Here is a 13,925-nt window from a genome sequence, read left to right as displayed (position 1 = left end):
GTAGATGTCGGGATAGATTTCGTTTGCGCTTGGCATTCGTACAAAGCAACGGGGGCACCCATGGATCAGAATGAGCTTCTGCTTGGTATCGAAAGAATGCGAAGCGACTCCAACTACTATGCGGCGGAGGTGATGCGCCGCGATCTTGGCGGCGCCGAAGGTCTAGTCGGTCCGGAATCGACCAGCGAGGGGCGAGCGGCAGCTCAACTCCTCATCGTCACATGGGAGTCGATCGCGGTTCTGATACGCGGTGTCAGAACCAAGGACAAGATCTACGAAGCCACCCCGATATGTCACATGTATAAGGCGCTCGAACCGGCGATTAAGCATTTCAGGAAGGAAGTCCCGGAGTTTGCCGCTGAGTTTGAGAAGCTGAATGCCGACTACCATGCCTGGCTAAAGAAGAAAAAGAAGAGCGGCGACTATGTGAGTGCCGCCTGCGGCGGTCTCTTGCATGCACGATTTGGCTAACCCGGCTCTCGGCGACAGTCTCGACTCTCGTTTTTCGACCTGGCTGCTTCGTCCGTATCTTGACCTGGGCCCGTGCCAAGCCGGGCCCACCCATGCCAAGTCTATCGAGGCCGGTTGGCAGGCCTATGCCGATCCGGACGGCCCTATCTTCCTTCCGCAGCGTGCATTATCTCCCGGCTTCCGCGTGCAGCTCGCGGAGCAGGCCGGCGCGCCTTATGCAGTCAGCGATCCCCGCGACCTCGCCGAGGATCTGCGGACCGATCGGTGGCGCAAGCTTTGCCACGATCTTGAGCTTTGGCCAAAACTTTCGTCTGCGCGCAAATACCGGCTGGCGGTACTGCTTCATTCGATGTGCTTCTACGAGCTGTTGCTCAAGCTCATCCCTCAGGATTGGCCCGGCGGAGGCGATTCCGATCCTTCTATTGCACAACTCGTATTCTGCCGCGCGTCGGCGAAGTTCATGCACGAATTGCCAAGGCGAAGATCGGGTTATGAATCTGAAATCATGGCAGCTTTTGAGAACATCGCTGTCGATGATCGAAGCGACGGGCCGGTAAGATTCAATGCAACAGCAATGGTCTTCGTTCAGAAAGCCAAGGCCCGCGCGTCCCTCGCTGAGCTCGACGATTGGAGCAAGCGGCTGGAAATTGCCTTTGCCGCCGTGAAGGACGACGAGAATGCATTTACTGCACAATTGTTTGAAAGCAGATTTCATCGCGGAATGGGCTTCCTTCCTCAAGCTGCCGGCGACAGGGAATTGATGATCAGGACGATGGACATGGCGGAACGCCGTGCGCGGGACCTCGCGCCGACGACCGCGGCGGATGAGATCCTTTATCGAGAAAACCTGCACGCCGTTTTGGAAAGTCGAACGAAGGAGGCGCTTTGGCTGAATGATCTTGATCTGGCAGCATTGAGGGCGGTCGAACTAACGCGCGTAGATCCGTTCGATTCAAAAGCCTGGGTCGAGCTTGGTCAGGTACATTATCTTCAGGAAAATTGGCAGCGGGCCGCCGAAGAATATATCGTTGCAGCGATGTTGGGTCCGCCGGCGAGCTCAGTCGGCCGATACATGGCAGGCGTTTGTCTCCGCAAATTGGGTCTGGATTTTTTGGCTGCCTTCCTTTTCAAGGAGACCCAGGAAATAGATCCGATCGGAATTTCGTCCCGTCAGGAAATATTTGATTTGCCGGAAATCGAGGTCCTGGACACACTTAAACAATGGGCTCGTTCGAATATAAGATTGTGATCGCTCTTCGCGTCGAATCATGATCGCGCTAGGCAGCTAGCCGGGTCACCAACGTTCTTCCGATGACGGCGTAAGCGTTGATTGCGCCCGGTCAGAGCGACCAACCTGATTGTAACCCCATGCATCTTCCCTTCTTCTACGGCTGGCTGATCGTCGTGGTGACCTTCGTGACCATGGCGATCGGGGTCAATGCGCGGACGGCGTTCTCGCTGTTCTTTCCGCCGATCATTTCCGAGTTCGGATGGGATCGCGGCGTCACCGCGGGCGCGTTTTCGTTCGGCTTCGTGGTTTCCGGCGGCGTCAGCCCGCTGATCGGGCGCATGATGGATCGCCTCGGGCCGCGCGCGGTGATGGAGCTCGGCGTCGCGCTGATGGGCGGTGGGCTGTTGCTCGCGCCGCTGACGACGCAGCCCTGGCATCTCTATCTCACCATTGGCGTGCTGGTCGGCGCGGGCAGCGTGTGCCTCGGCTATTCCGGCCAATCGCTGTTTCTGCCGAACTGGTTCATTCGCCGCCGCGGGCTCGCCATGGGGCTCGCCTTTGCCGGCGTCGGCATCGGCTCGGTGACCTTGCTGCCGTGGGTGCAGCACATGATCGAGCAGACCGGCTGGCGCACCGCCTGTACCGCGATGGGCATTTTGGTCTTCGCCGTGCTCGCGCCGATCAATCTCCTGCTGCGAAAGCGACCGGAGGATATCGGGCTGTTGCCAGATGGCGACGCCGCGCCGTCGGCGACATCGGCCGCGCCTCGCTCGAACGTCGTCGATCCCATCTGGGCCGCCACCGACTGGACGCTGCGCCGCGCGTTGCGTACCGCGCGATTCTGGTGGATCGCACTCGGCTATTTCTGTGGCCTCTACATCTGGTACGCGGTGCAGGTGCATCAGACCAAGTACCTGCTCGACATCGGCTTCAGCGCCAACGTCGCGGTGTGGGCGCTCGGCGTCGTCAGCCTGCTCGGCATCCCCGGCCAGGTCTGGCTCGGGCATCTCTCCGATCGGATCGGGCGCGAATGGATCTGGGCGATCAGTTGCGCTGGCTTTGCAATCTGCTTTGCGGCGCTGATCGCCTTGAAGTTCGCACCGGCATTACCGCTGGTCTATCTCATGATCTTCACGCAAGGCGCGCTTGGCTATGGCCTGACGTCGATCATGGGCGCGGTGGTGTTGGAAATCTTTCAGGGCAAGCAATACGGCAGCATCTTCGGCACCATTATGCTGGCGGCGCTGGCCGGCGGCGCGGCTGGCCCATGGGCGACCGGGCTGCTGTACGACCTTTCAGGCAGCTATACGCTCGCCTTTGCGATCGGCATTGCCGTCAGCATCCTGTCGGCCGTGGCGATCTGGCAGGCATCGCCGCGCAAGGTGAGGGCGGTCGCGGGACAAATGCACAAGGCGCCATTCAAGCACGACCAGGCGTAGCCGCAACTGGAGGTACGGCTCATCGCAGGCGCGGCTCAACGTCGAACGTTTTGCGCAACACTTCCGCACCGTCCCTGGTCACGCGATACGTCGCGGTGTAGCGGCCGGCGGGCCACGTTGCCTCCGTGCGCTTCTTTCCGGCGATGACAAGGAATTGTGCCTTGTCGCGGTCGAGGGCGGGAAGGCCGGTGGCCGAGAGAGAAACGCCGCCCGGGCCTTGCACCGCGAGGGATAGCTGGTCGCCGGCCTGTAAACCTATGGCTCTCACATAAGCGACGAGTGCGTCCGAAGCGGAGGAGACGGAATATTTGCCGATTTCTCCGGACTCGACCAGCTCCATCGTCGGGGCGATGCCGGCAAAGCCGTAATCGATGATTTCGCGGGGCCGGTATTGCATCTGTTCGCCGAGCGAAGCGGCCCAGATCGATCGGCCGCCGCCGCAGGAATTCTCGGCCGCACCATAGGCAAAGGGATCCACGATCTTTCCGCGATGCCGCACCGTGAAATGAAGATGGAAGAATTCGGTGTCGCCGGATAGTCCGACCAGGCCGATCGGCTGCCCCGTCGTGACTTGATCGCCGGCGTTGATCCGAACGCTGCCCTTGGCCATGTGGCAATATTGCGTGCGCCAGCCACCCTCGTGTTCGATGACTGCGCCGTTGCCGCATTCCTTCCCGGCGATCGCGGCCTTGCCCGCGGTCCTAACCGAGACATCTTCCATATCGTTTCGCGTTCCGATGACGCGTCCCGGCGCCGCGGCAAGCACCGCTATTCCCTGTCTTTGCATTTCCAGGTTCGGAATCCTGATGTCGGTGCCGTCATGACCGTCATAGCTGCGCCCGCCGCAGCGATAGTCGCGGGCCTTGTCCGACACGTCGTGATCGACGTAGTTTTGAAGGAAGCAGGTCAGGCCCGGCTGACATTTGACAGGCAGCGCGAGCGAAATGACTTCCTCGGCCTTGGCGCCGATCGCGGTAGCAAAACACAGCGAAATCAGGATCAGGTAATTCAGGTGCGACCATCCGGATGCAGCGAAGCGACGCATCGGTTTAGCACGCAGAATGTGTCGAATGTCCGGTGTTGGCGTCGCGATCATTCGCGCAGGGTAGCATTTGCGACGCGTTCCGGCGAGAAAGACATTCCGCCTCACGCCGATGAAATTCCCATCGCCCGCTGCAGGTCGCCGATGGCGCGAAAAAAGCTGTCGGGCGGCGTGGTCTCTGGATCGATCAGGCGGTGCAGGCGAAAACCATCCTCCAGCGCCAGCACCAGCGCACCGGCCCATGTCGGATTGAGAATGGTCGTCCTGCCGCTGTTCCTGGCCGTGGTCTCGATGATATCGGTGACCAGCTTTTTTCGTGCGCGCAGCCGCTTGGCGAGTTCAGGCCGGCGCTTTTCGGCGCGCGCCACGAACAGAATCATTTCCATGTGCAGCAGGGGAGAGCGGCCGAGCGGATCCTGCTGGCTTCGGTCCATGGTCTTCAGCGCGTCGATGAAATCGGCAAGGCTTTTATGCCGCTCGAGCAGATCGCGGATGCGCCTCATGGATTGCTCGACGTGATCCTCGAGCATGGCGATGATCAGCTCGTCCTTGCTCTTGAAGTTCGAATAAAATGCCCCCCGCGTGAAGCCGGCCGCCGCCGCAATCGCCTCGATGCTGGCGCCGCCAATCCCCTGTTCCTCGAACACGCGCGCCGCCGCCTCGAACAGCTTTTCGCGGGTATCGTCCCTTGTGGGTCTGGTTCGCACTCTTGACATCTGCCCAGTTTAGGCGAGAATGCAACTCAATACAATAATGTATCGAGTTTGTCTCAATCGGCCCCGGGGGAAAACGCGCTGAATGGCGCATAGCCAGCATGAGGTCACCATGAACGAGCATGTTCAGCCTGCCAGCAGCGCGCCATTGTTCAATCCGCTGGCCCCGGAATTCATTCGCAACCCCTACCCGCACTACGAGCGGATGCGCACCACCGATCCCGTGCATCTGACGCCGCTCGGCATGTATGTCGCAAGCCGCCACGCCGAGGTCAGCCTCGTCATGCGCGACAAGCGGTTCGGCAAGGACTATGTCGAGCGCACCATCCGTCGCTACGGCCCGAAGATCATGGACGAGCCGGTGTTCCGCAGCATGAGCCACTGGATGCTGCAGCAGGACCCGCCGGACCACACCCGTCTGCGCGGGCTGGTGGTGAAGGCTTTTACCGCGCGCCGGGTCGAGGACATGCGCCCGCGCATCCAGCAGGTGGTCGACGACACGCTCGACCGCATCATCCCGCAGGGCAAGATGGACCTGATCGAGGATTTCGCGTTCCGCCTGCCGGTCACTATCATCTGCGATATGCTCGGGATCCCCGAAGACCACCGCGAGGCGTTCTATACCGGCTCCCGCGACGGCGGACGCCTGCTCGATCCGGTGCCGCTGTCGCCGGAGGAGATCAAGCAGGGTAACGCCAGCAACGCGCTGGCAGCGATGTATTTCCAGCAATTGTTCGATCTCAGGCGAAAGAGCCCAGGCAACGACCTGATCACCCAACTGGTGCAGGCCGAGGAGGACGGCAGCAAGCTCACCAACGAGGAGCTGACCGCCAATATCATCCTGCTGTTCGGCGCCGGTCATGAGACCACCGTCAACCTGATCGGCAACGGCCTCCTGTCACTGCACCGCAATCCCGATCAGCTCGCGCTGCTCAAGGCGAGACCCGAGCTCATCACCAACGCCATCGAGGAATTCCTGCGCTACGATTCCTCGGTGCAGTTGACCGGCCGGGTGGCGCTGGAAGACATCGACGATCTCGGCGGAAAGCGCATTCCGAAGGGCGAGAGCGTGCTGTGCCTGCTCGGCTCGGCCAATCACGACCCGGCGGTCTATCCTGATAACCCGGAGCGGCTGGATATCACCCGGCCCAACGTGAAGCCGCTATCGTTCGGCGGCGGCATCCATTTCTGCCTCGGGGCCCAACTGGCGCGGATCGAGGCCGAGATCGCGATCTCGACCCTGCTTCGGCGGATCCCGGACCTGCGGCTCGATGACGCCGTCAATGCGGAATGGCGGCCGACCTTCGTGCTGCGTGGGCTGAAGCGCCTGCCGGCAAGCTGGTAGCGCCTGCGGCGGCCCAGATTGGTGGACAGAGCCCGGGCAATGGCTCCTGTCAGGATGCCGCTGTGACTTCGCCACACTTCTCTCTATATTCCGGGCAGCTCCGGGTCCGGGTCCGGCATGGCGCGCGGCCAGCGCCGGAGCGGTTCAAGGGGAAGCACCGTGCAGACGACGCTGCTCGGCCTGGCAATCGCCTTCATCTTAGCGCTGGTTGCCGCGCTGGTCGGGCCGTATTTCATCGACTGGAACCAGTTCCGGCCGCAATTTGAGGCTGAGGCGAGCCGGATCATCGGCGCGCCGGTCCGCGTCGGCGGCAAGCTCGACGCGCGCCTGCTGCCGGCGCCGTCGCTGCAACTGCACTCGGTCGTGGTCGGCGGCGTCAACGATCTCGGCAAGGTTCGCGCCGACAAGCTCGACGTGGAATTCAGCCTCGGCTCGCTGATGCGCGGCGAGGTGCGCGCCACCGAACTGACGATCAACCGCATGTCGCTCGATCTCGGTCTCGATTCCAGAGGACGGATCGACTGGCCGGCATCGACCGGGACGTTCAATCTGGGTTCACTGGCGATCGATCGGCTCAATCTCACCGGCCGCATCGCCCTGCATGACGCGGCCAGCCGCTCTACGCTCGAACTGAACGACATCGCGTTCAGCGGCGACGTGCGTTCGCTGGCCGGTTCGATCCGCGGCGACGGCAATTTCATGCTGTCGGGCACGCGCTATCCGTTTCGCGTCTCGTCGGGGCAGGGCCCCGACGGCAACGGCACCCGCGTTCATCTCAATATCGATCCGGGCCAGCGTTCGCTCGCCATCGATCTCGATGGCACGCTGAACTTCGATTCCCGCGCGCCGCGGTTTGAAGGTGCGATAACGCTCGTCGCTCCTCCCGGCCAGAAGGGCAAGGGCAACGATCCACCGTGGCGTATCGCGGCGAGGGTCAAGTCCGACTATTCGGCGGCGCGGCTTGAACAGGTCGAGGTGACCTATGGCGCCGAGGAGCGCGGGCTGAAGCTTGCCGGCAGCGGCGACATTCGTTTCGGTGCGACGCCGCAGTTGCGCGCGGCGTTGTCGGCGCGTCAGCTCGATGCCGACAGGTTCGTTACCAAGGACAATGCCTCTGAACCGGTGCGCGCCTTACCGGCGCTGCGGGCGCTCACATCGGTCGTTCCGCATCTGCCGATCCCCGCGCAGATCGAACTCGCTTCCGAGCAGGTCATACTCGGCGGACGCCCCTTGCAGGACATCGCTGCCGAACTTGAGGGCGATGCCAAGTCCTGGCGCGTCCACAGGCTGGAGTTCCGCGCGCCCGGCGCGACCAGGGTTTCGCTCAGCGAGGCTGCAGCGAAGAGCGCTGTGCCGGACCGATTCAAGGCCGCGCTCAGCGTCGATTCCTCCGATCCGGACGCGCTCTTGACCTGGCTGCAGGGCCGCGGCGACGGCACCTATCGCAGCCAGAAGCCGCTTCGCCTGCGCGGCGACATCACCGTGGCGCCCCAAGGCTTTGCCATCGACACCATGAAGGCCGATATCGATGGCGGCACGGTGGAGGGGCGGGTGGCGGTGTCGCACCGGCAGGCCGATCACGGCTCCCGGATCGATGCGGAGCTGAAGGCGGCGCGTCTCGATCTCGATGCCGCCACGGCCTTTGTGCGGTCGCTTGCGGGCCCGCAAGGCGAGTGGCCGGACGAGGGAAAACTTTCGCTCGATATCGGCCGCGCCACCTTCGCCGGCCAGGAGTTGTCTCCGCTGCTCGCCAGGCTGGCTTACTCGCCGGCGAAGATATCGCTCGAGCAGTTGAAGATCGGCGAGCTTGAAAACGTGACGCTGGACGGCGCGGGCAATTTCGACCGCGTCAACGCGACCGGATGGTTCGCGCTCAATTCGAGCGCCGCCTCGCTCGGCCGGCTGACCAGCCTGATCGTTCCCTTTTCACCGCCGTTGGCCGCGCGGCTCAATGCGATGGGGACGAGCCCGGGTCCGGCGCGGCTGAAACTGGCGCTCGACCTTACCAAAAATGCCGGGCCGTCCGATCGCGTCCTGGCGCGCGCCACGGCCGACCTCGACTCGCCGCTGCTCAAGGGCACCAGCACGATCACCGCCAGACCTGCCGCCGCGGCGATCCAGGGCATCGATCTCGCCGCGCTCCAGCGCAGCGAGGTCTGGGTCGATTCGAAATTATCGTCCAAGCAAGGCCGCGCCTTGCTTGTCTTGCTCGGCCTCGATCGCGTGGTCACGGCGGAGGATGGTCCCGTGCAATTCGAGGGCACCGCGACGGGCGCGTGGGGTGCGCCGTTGCGGCTCAAGGCAAAGATCTCGGGAATGGGGGGACTCGAGGCCGAAGCGGAAGGCTCCGCCGAACCATGGGCGCAGGAGCCGACGGCAGTTCTCGGCCTGAAAGTTCGCAGCGCCGATTTCGGACCGCTGCTCGATCTCAAACCGGGGGATACACTGGCGCAGAACATCGGCCTTTCCTCGCGCGTGCAGCTCGCCGGCAACCGGCTGACCTTCGACGATCTCGACAGCAGCATCGGCGGTTCGCGCCTGCGCGGCCGCGTGGCGGTGACGCTTGGCGAGGAGAAGGAGATCGAGGGTGAAATCGGCGCCGAGCAGGTCGCGGTGGCGCCAGCCTTTGCCCTGGCGGTCGGCGCGGCCGGACACGACGCCGCCGAGCCGCTCGGCGCCGGGCTCGCGAAAGGCTGGCGCGGCAGGATCGCGTTTCAGGCGCTCCGCGGCCTGCTTCCGGGCGGAAGCGAATTGCAGCCGGTGAGTGGGGTGGTCAAGAGCGACGGCCAGTCGCTGACCTTCGAGGACATCAAAGGCAAGATCGGCGGCGGCGATGTTACCGCAAGCGTGGACGCGAAGCCGGGCGCGAACGGAATTGCGGTGAATGCGAGCGTCCAGCTCTCTGGTGTTGACGGCCCGGCGCTGCGTTATCGCAATCTCGCGATGCCTGCCGGCCGCGCTTCGATGCAGATGTCGCTGACGGGCCAGGGCCGCAGCGCCTCGGCGCTGGCGGGCGCGCTGTCCGGCAGCGGAACGCTGACGCTGGAAGCGGCGAGAATCTCAGGCCTCGATCCGCGCGCCTTCGAAGTCGCGGTCCGCGCCAATGACAGCGGACAGGCCAAGGACGACGTCCGGTTGAAGCAGATCGTCGAATCCGCTCTTCCGGCCGGCGTGCTTGCGGTGCCTTCGGCACAAATCCCGTTCACCATCAGGGACGGCCGGCTTCGCGTGGGCGCAACGACGCTCGATGGCAATGGCGTGCGGGCCACCGTCTCAGGCGGCTATGATATTGCCGCCGATCAGGCCGATATCCGCACCGCGCTTTCGCTCACGATGACGACCGGGCGTCCGGAAATTCAACTGCTTGCCGTGGGCACGCCCGACGCGCTGAGCCGCAGCGTCGACGTTGCCCCTCTGTCTTCGTGGCTGGCGGTCCGCGCGATCGATCACGAAACGAAAAGGCTCGATGCTATCGAGCGTGGCGAGTCGCCGCCGGCGGCGCCGCCGCCGATCGTGCTGCCCGCGGATGGACAATTGCCGATTCCGGAGGCGACGCCGCCAGCGCCGGCGGCGCAGAAGGGCGCCCCGCGGCGTCCTCCGGCGAAGAAGGCGGCGGCGCCGCGTCCTCCGACCGTCAACGCTCCGCCCGCGCCCGTCGCAGGCGCGCCGCAGGTTGCGCCGCTGCCGCCGCCGATCGATGTGAGGCCCGCGCCAGGCGCCGCCAGACCGAAGCCGCCGCGTCCACCGCTGGCGCTGACGCCGCAGGTCGCCAATCCGCCGCAGCGATCCAACTAGTAGGGCGTGGACTCGTCAGCGCACAGCCACAGGCCGCCGGTCGCTTCTGAGACAAAGCAGACGTCAAATGGTAGGGAGCGCCCGCAGACTCGGTCGAAATGACCCACAGCAGTCATGATGATCGAAGTCCTCCCCATCCTTCAAACCGTCGCCGTGCCGGCCTATTGGAACTGGGCCAGCGACAGATAGAGCGCGGAAATCCACGTTGCCGGGGGCGTGACCTGATTGGTAGGATTGCACATCCTTAGCCAATAAGCAGATCGGCCGTGGTTCTGTTACTAGAACGAATTTGGTCGCCGGCGCGCCAGCCTACAGCTCGGCCATCATGGGCCATTTTCGCAATTGCCACTTTCGGCGTGGCCATTGCCTATTTCCTGGCAGCGCGCTTAAGCCTTGCCTTGCTCGCAAAGCCTGACGGCGTTGCCGTGTTTTGGCCGGCTGCAGGGGTGGCTTCCGGCATTTTGATCGGCGTCGGTTCTGCTGCGCGATGGCCGGTTGTCGTCGGGGTGATGGGAGCGACGTTAACGGCCAATCTGCTTGGCGATCGCAATCTTGGTCTCTCTATCTTCTCCGCGGTGGCAAATGCCGGTGAGGCTGTTGTCGTAGCAGGCTTGATCGAACGCATTTACGGCTCGCCATTTGAGCTGAACCAGCTGCGGCGTGTGATAGGCTTTTTCGCAGTCACGATTGCGGGAACGTCCATCTCAGGGGTTGTCGGCACGCTCGGGTTCGTCTTGTTCCACAGTTCGACTGCGCCCATTCTGACCATCTGGCTTCACTGGCTCACGTCTGACGCGCTTGGCACCATCAGCGTCGCACCACTAGCGATCGGGCTTGGGTCGTTGATGCGTGACTTTCCGACACGACGCGAACGCGGGGAAGGAGCTTTGGCGCTTACAGTGGCCGCTATCTTGTGCGCGGGCATGGTCTTCTTGCCGAACCAGCCTTGGACCTTTGAGTTGGCGATCGCTGCGCTGAGCCCACTGCTCGTCTGGATTGCTGCTCGTTTTCGACCAGCCTTTACCGCAGCAGCAACTTTCATGTTCGCCATCACGATTGTCTGGACGACGACCTTTACCGTTGGCATTTTTGGCGACCCAAGTTTGCCGATCGAAGAACGCATCTTGTCCGCTCAAGCAGCGATTCTGGCCACCTCGTTCGGCGCGCTCGTCCTTGCGGCGCTCTTTAGCGAGCGGAGGCTTCACGAGAGCACCATTCTGGAGAGGGAACATCGGCTCGAGGAGGCGCTTCGGGCCGGCGGTGTCATGGCGTTCGATTGGAATGTCGCGGCGGACCAGGTACGCCACAGTCAAAACGCTGAGCAAATCCTCGGCCTTAAATCGAGCCAGCCGCTCGACAGTGCTGCGTGGCTCGGGCAAATCCATCCGGATGATCGCGCCCAGGTGATGGAATGCGTAAATCGCGCTCATCCCGACAAGCCCTCGCATGCGGTGACGTTCCGGTACCTGCGCCCCGATGGCGCTGGCGAAGCGTGGCTCGAGCAAATTGCCGTCACGCAGTTCAACTCGGCCGGAAAGCCCACCCGCATTCACGGCCTGACGACTGATATCACCGCGCGCAAGCGGTTCGAACAGGGGATTTCGCGGGCGCGAAAGTCAGCAGAATTGGCCGATCGCGCCAAATCCAGTTTTCTCGCCGCGGCAAGTCACGATCTGCGACAGCCGCTTCAAACCTTGAGATTCCTTCAGGGTTCACTTGAGCAGCATCATCCACATGGCGAGGGGCGCAAGCTTGTCGCCGACATGGGGCATTCGCTCGACACCATGTCCAGCATGTTGTCGAGCCTTCTCGACGTCAATCAGCTCGAATCCGGAAATCTCGTTCCGTCGAAGAGCGAGTTTGCACTCAACGAGATATTCGATTCGGTTGCAACCGACTTTGACCGCCCGGTCGGAGAAAAAGGCTTACGATGGCGTCTGGCGCGTTCCGGAGTCATGGTCCACAGTGACAAGCGCATGTTGGAGGAGATGCTTCGAAACCTGCTGTCGAATGCGATCCGGTACACCTATGGTGGGAAAGTCCTGCTGGGCTGCCGGCGCGGCGGCGACAACGTTCGTATCGAAGTTTGGGACAGTGGCGTCGGGATCACACAAGATCAGCTGCCCTACATCTTTGAAGAATATTATCAGGGCGCAGAGGGCATACGGCGCGGCGGTTTCGGACTAGGTCTCGCGATCGTCAAGCGACTGGGAAACTTGCTGGACCATCGAGTCGATGTGCACTCCACGCCTGGCAAGGGCACGTGCTTCTCCATCGAGGTCCCGCGGGCGCAAATACGCGTCAATGCGCCCGACCGGCTGCGGAGCTCGGTGAATGACGTTGACTTGTTGGCCCGCAACGTTCTCGTCATTGAGGACGAGACCTCTGTACGGACCGCGGTGATCAGATTTCTGAAACTCAAAGGAATTGGCGCGGTTGTGGTTGCGACGGGCGACGAGGCACTCGCTCTAGTCAATCACCGGCACTTTCGTCCTGATTTGGTATTATCTGACTACAACCTCCGTGGTACAATCGACGGTGTTCAGAGCATAAAGGCCTTGCGTACCGCTCTCGGCTGGAATGTTCCCGCCATTGTCATGACGGGTGACATCAGGTCGGAAACTGTCGAGGCGATTGCCGCACACCATATTTCGGTCTTGATCAAGCCGTTTTTGGTGGACGAGCTTCTGCAACAGATGAAGCAACTTCATTGAGGCGGAGGGCAGTGATAGTCAGCTTGTGGCCCTTTGCGTCATTTCGCTGCCGTGCAGTAGCCGCGTCGCTTTAGAGACACAGCAGAAACTGCTCCGTACCTCGCGCCACCGGCTTTCATGATGGGGTGGACGCCCCGCCGACGGCATCGATGTGCCAAAGTGGAGATGTTGAGCACCACTTAAGGGAGGCGTCCGTGTCAGAGGTTATCATAATCGGTCTGGATATCGCCAAGCATGTTTTTCACGCGCACGGAGCGGATGAGCGGGGTCGAGCGATATTCAGCAAGCGGATCAGCCGAGGAAAGCTGCTGGATTTCTTCGCAGCCCAGCCGAGTTGCACGGTAGCGCTGGAGGCATGTGGCGGAGCACATCACTGGGCCCGTCAGCTCACCCAACTCGGCCATGAAGTTCGGCTGATCCCGCCCGCCTATGTAAAACCGTTCGTGAAGCGGCAAAAGAACGACGCGATCGATGCCGAGGCGATCTGCGAGGCAGCGCAGCGGCCGAGCATGCGGTTCGTGGCCGTGAAGAGCGAGCAGCTCGCTTCCAGAAGCGGCCCACACCATGTTCCGAGTGATGTTAGACCTGCTCGCCGGCCTCAATGGCAAGATCGCGGATCTCGACAAGGAGATCGCCCGACGTGCCCGCGAGGACGAAGTATCGCGAAGGCTGATGACCATTCCCGGCATTGGCCCAATCTCCGCTACCGCTATCACCGCTCTAGCACCGCCGGCCGAGACCTTTGCCAAGGGCCGGGACTTTGCCGCCTGGCTGGGTCTTACGCCTCTTCAAAGATCGACAGGCGGCAAGCAGAAGCTCGGTGCGACATCCAAAATGGGTGAGCGCACGCTCAGGCGCCTCCTCATCATCGGCAGCAGCGCCGTCGTGCAGCAGGCAAGCAAACGGGGCGCACCAAAGGGTTCGTGGCTCGAACAGATGCTGGCTCGCAAACCACGCATGCTGGTAACCGTCGCGCTCGCCAACAAGATGGCGCGGATTGTCTGGGCACTACTTGTAAAGCAGGAAAACTACAGAGCTCCGGTCGCCGCCAAGGCGTAAGCCTGGTGGGCCTGAGGTCGTCAGAGATGTAGTCGGTCGAAGGAGGGTATGGCGCAACAGTCGGCGAGACGGGGCCGGAAGAACCAGATGTACTCATCGTGCCTGGAGCACGTATT

The 13,925-nt window shown here is 62.5% G+C and carries 8 protein-coding genes and 1 pseudogene; 7 read left to right on the top strand and 2 right to left on the bottom strand.

Features of this window, described 5'->3' with window-relative positions:
• Window positions 1-60: 60 nt before the first annotated feature.
• The 3 genes from LMTR13_RS31305 to LMTR13_RS31295 all read left to right on the top strand — a co-directional run bounded on the left by LMTR13_RS31305 (window position 61) and on the right by LMTR13_RS31295 (window position 3,141).
• Window positions 61-471 (top strand): hypothetical protein, encoded by a 411-nt coding sequence (locus tag LMTR13_RS31305; RefSeq protein ID WP_065731129.1) that lies wholly within the window; start codon window positions 61-63, stop codon window positions 469-471.
• Complete coding sequence (locus tag LMTR13_RS31300) at window positions 455-1,720, top strand: hypothetical protein (RefSeq protein ID WP_065731128.1); 1,266 nt, start codon at window positions 455-457, stop codon at window positions 1,718-1,720. Before LMTR13_RS31305 ends, LMTR13_RS31300 begins: the two co-directional genes overlap by 17 nt.
• Before the next feature lie 119 nt (window positions 1,721-1,839).
• The gene (locus tag LMTR13_RS31295) at window positions 1,840-3,141 is read left to right on the top strand and encodes an MFS transporter (RefSeq protein ID WP_065731127.1); all 1,302 of its coding nucleotides are present in this window, start codon (window positions 1,840-1,842) and stop codon (window positions 3,139-3,141) included.
• A gap of 19 nt (window positions 3,142-3,160) precedes the next feature.
• Here the strand turns inward: LMTR13_RS31295 and LMTR13_RS31290 are convergent, their stop codons facing one another.
• Both LMTR13_RS31290 and LMTR13_RS31285 read right to left on the bottom strand, forming a co-directional pair.
• Complete coding sequence (locus LMTR13_RS31290) at window positions 3,161-4,186, bottom strand: M23 family metallopeptidase (RefSeq protein ID WP_083219299.1); 1,026 nt, start codon at window positions 4,184-4,186, stop codon at window positions 3,161-3,163.
• A 101-nt stretch (window positions 4,187-4,287) separates the two neighbouring features.
• Window positions 4,288-4,899 carry a TetR/AcrR family transcriptional regulator gene (locus tag LMTR13_RS31285; protein WP_065731126.1) on the bottom strand — a complete coding sequence of 204 codons (612 nt, stop codon included), beginning with the start codon at window positions 4,897-4,899 and terminating at the stop codon, window positions 4,288-4,290.
• A 109-nt stretch (window positions 4,900-5,008) separates the two neighbouring features.
• Here LMTR13_RS31285 and LMTR13_RS31280 point away from each other — a divergent pair, with 109 nt between their 5' ends.
• The 4 genes and pseudogenes from LMTR13_RS31280 (at window position 5,009) to LMTR13_RS31265 (ending at window position 13,809) form a co-directional block, all read left to right on the top strand.
• Complete coding sequence (locus tag LMTR13_RS31280) at window positions 5,009-6,241, top strand: cytochrome P450 (RefSeq protein WP_065733112.1); 1,233 nt, start codon at window positions 5,009-5,011, stop codon at window positions 6,239-6,241.
• Window positions 6,242-6,400: 159 nt separating this feature from the next.
• On the top strand, window positions 6,401-10,036 hold the full coding sequence (locus tag LMTR13_RS31275) for an AsmA family protein (protein WP_065733111.1): 3,636 nt from the start codon (window positions 6,401-6,403) through the stop codon (window positions 10,034-10,036).
• A gap of 266 nt (window positions 10,037-10,302) precedes the next feature.
• Window positions 10,303-12,750, top strand: coding sequence for an ATP-binding protein (locus LMTR13_RS31270; protein ID WP_083219298.1), 2,448 nt, complete (start codon window positions 10,303-10,305; stop codon window positions 12,748-12,750).
• 194 nt (window positions 12,751-12,944) lie between these two features.
• Window positions 12,945-13,809: pseudogene (locus LMTR13_RS31265) on the top strand (IS110 family RNA-guided transposase).
• Window positions 13,810-13,925 lie beyond the last annotated feature (116 nt).

The organism is Bradyrhizobium icense, assembly GCF_001693385.1.
GTDB lineage: Bacteria > Pseudomonadota > Alphaproteobacteria > Rhizobiales > Xanthobacteraceae > Bradyrhizobium > Bradyrhizobium icense.
This window is presented reverse-complemented; position numbering and strand designations above follow the sequence as displayed.

Excerpts from the sequence above, each read along its gene's own strand:
- LMTR13_RS31295 (WP_065731127.1), top strand. The coding sequence starts at position 1,840 with ATGCATCTTCCCTTCTTCTACGGCTGGCTGATCGTCGTGGTGACCTTC.
- LMTR13_RS31285 (WP_065731126.1), bottom strand. The coding sequence starts at position 4,899 with ATGTCAAGAGTGCGAACCAGACCCACAAGGGACGATACCCGCGAAAAG.
- LMTR13_RS31290 (WP_083219299.1), bottom strand. The coding sequence starts at position 4,186 with ATGCGTCGCTTCGCTGCATCCGGATGGTCGCACCTGAATTACCTGATC.
- LMTR13_RS31300 (WP_065731128.1), top strand. The coding sequence starts at position 455 with ATGCACGATTTGGCTAACCCGGCTCTCGGCGACAGTCTCGACTCTCGT.
- LMTR13_RS31305 (WP_065731129.1), top strand. The coding sequence starts at position 61 with ATGGATCAGAATGAGCTTCTGCTTGGTATCGAAAGAATGCGAAGCGAC.
- LMTR13_RS31280 (WP_065733112.1), top strand. The coding sequence starts at position 5,009 with ATGAACGAGCATGTTCAGCCTGCCAGCAGCGCGCCATTGTTCAATCCG.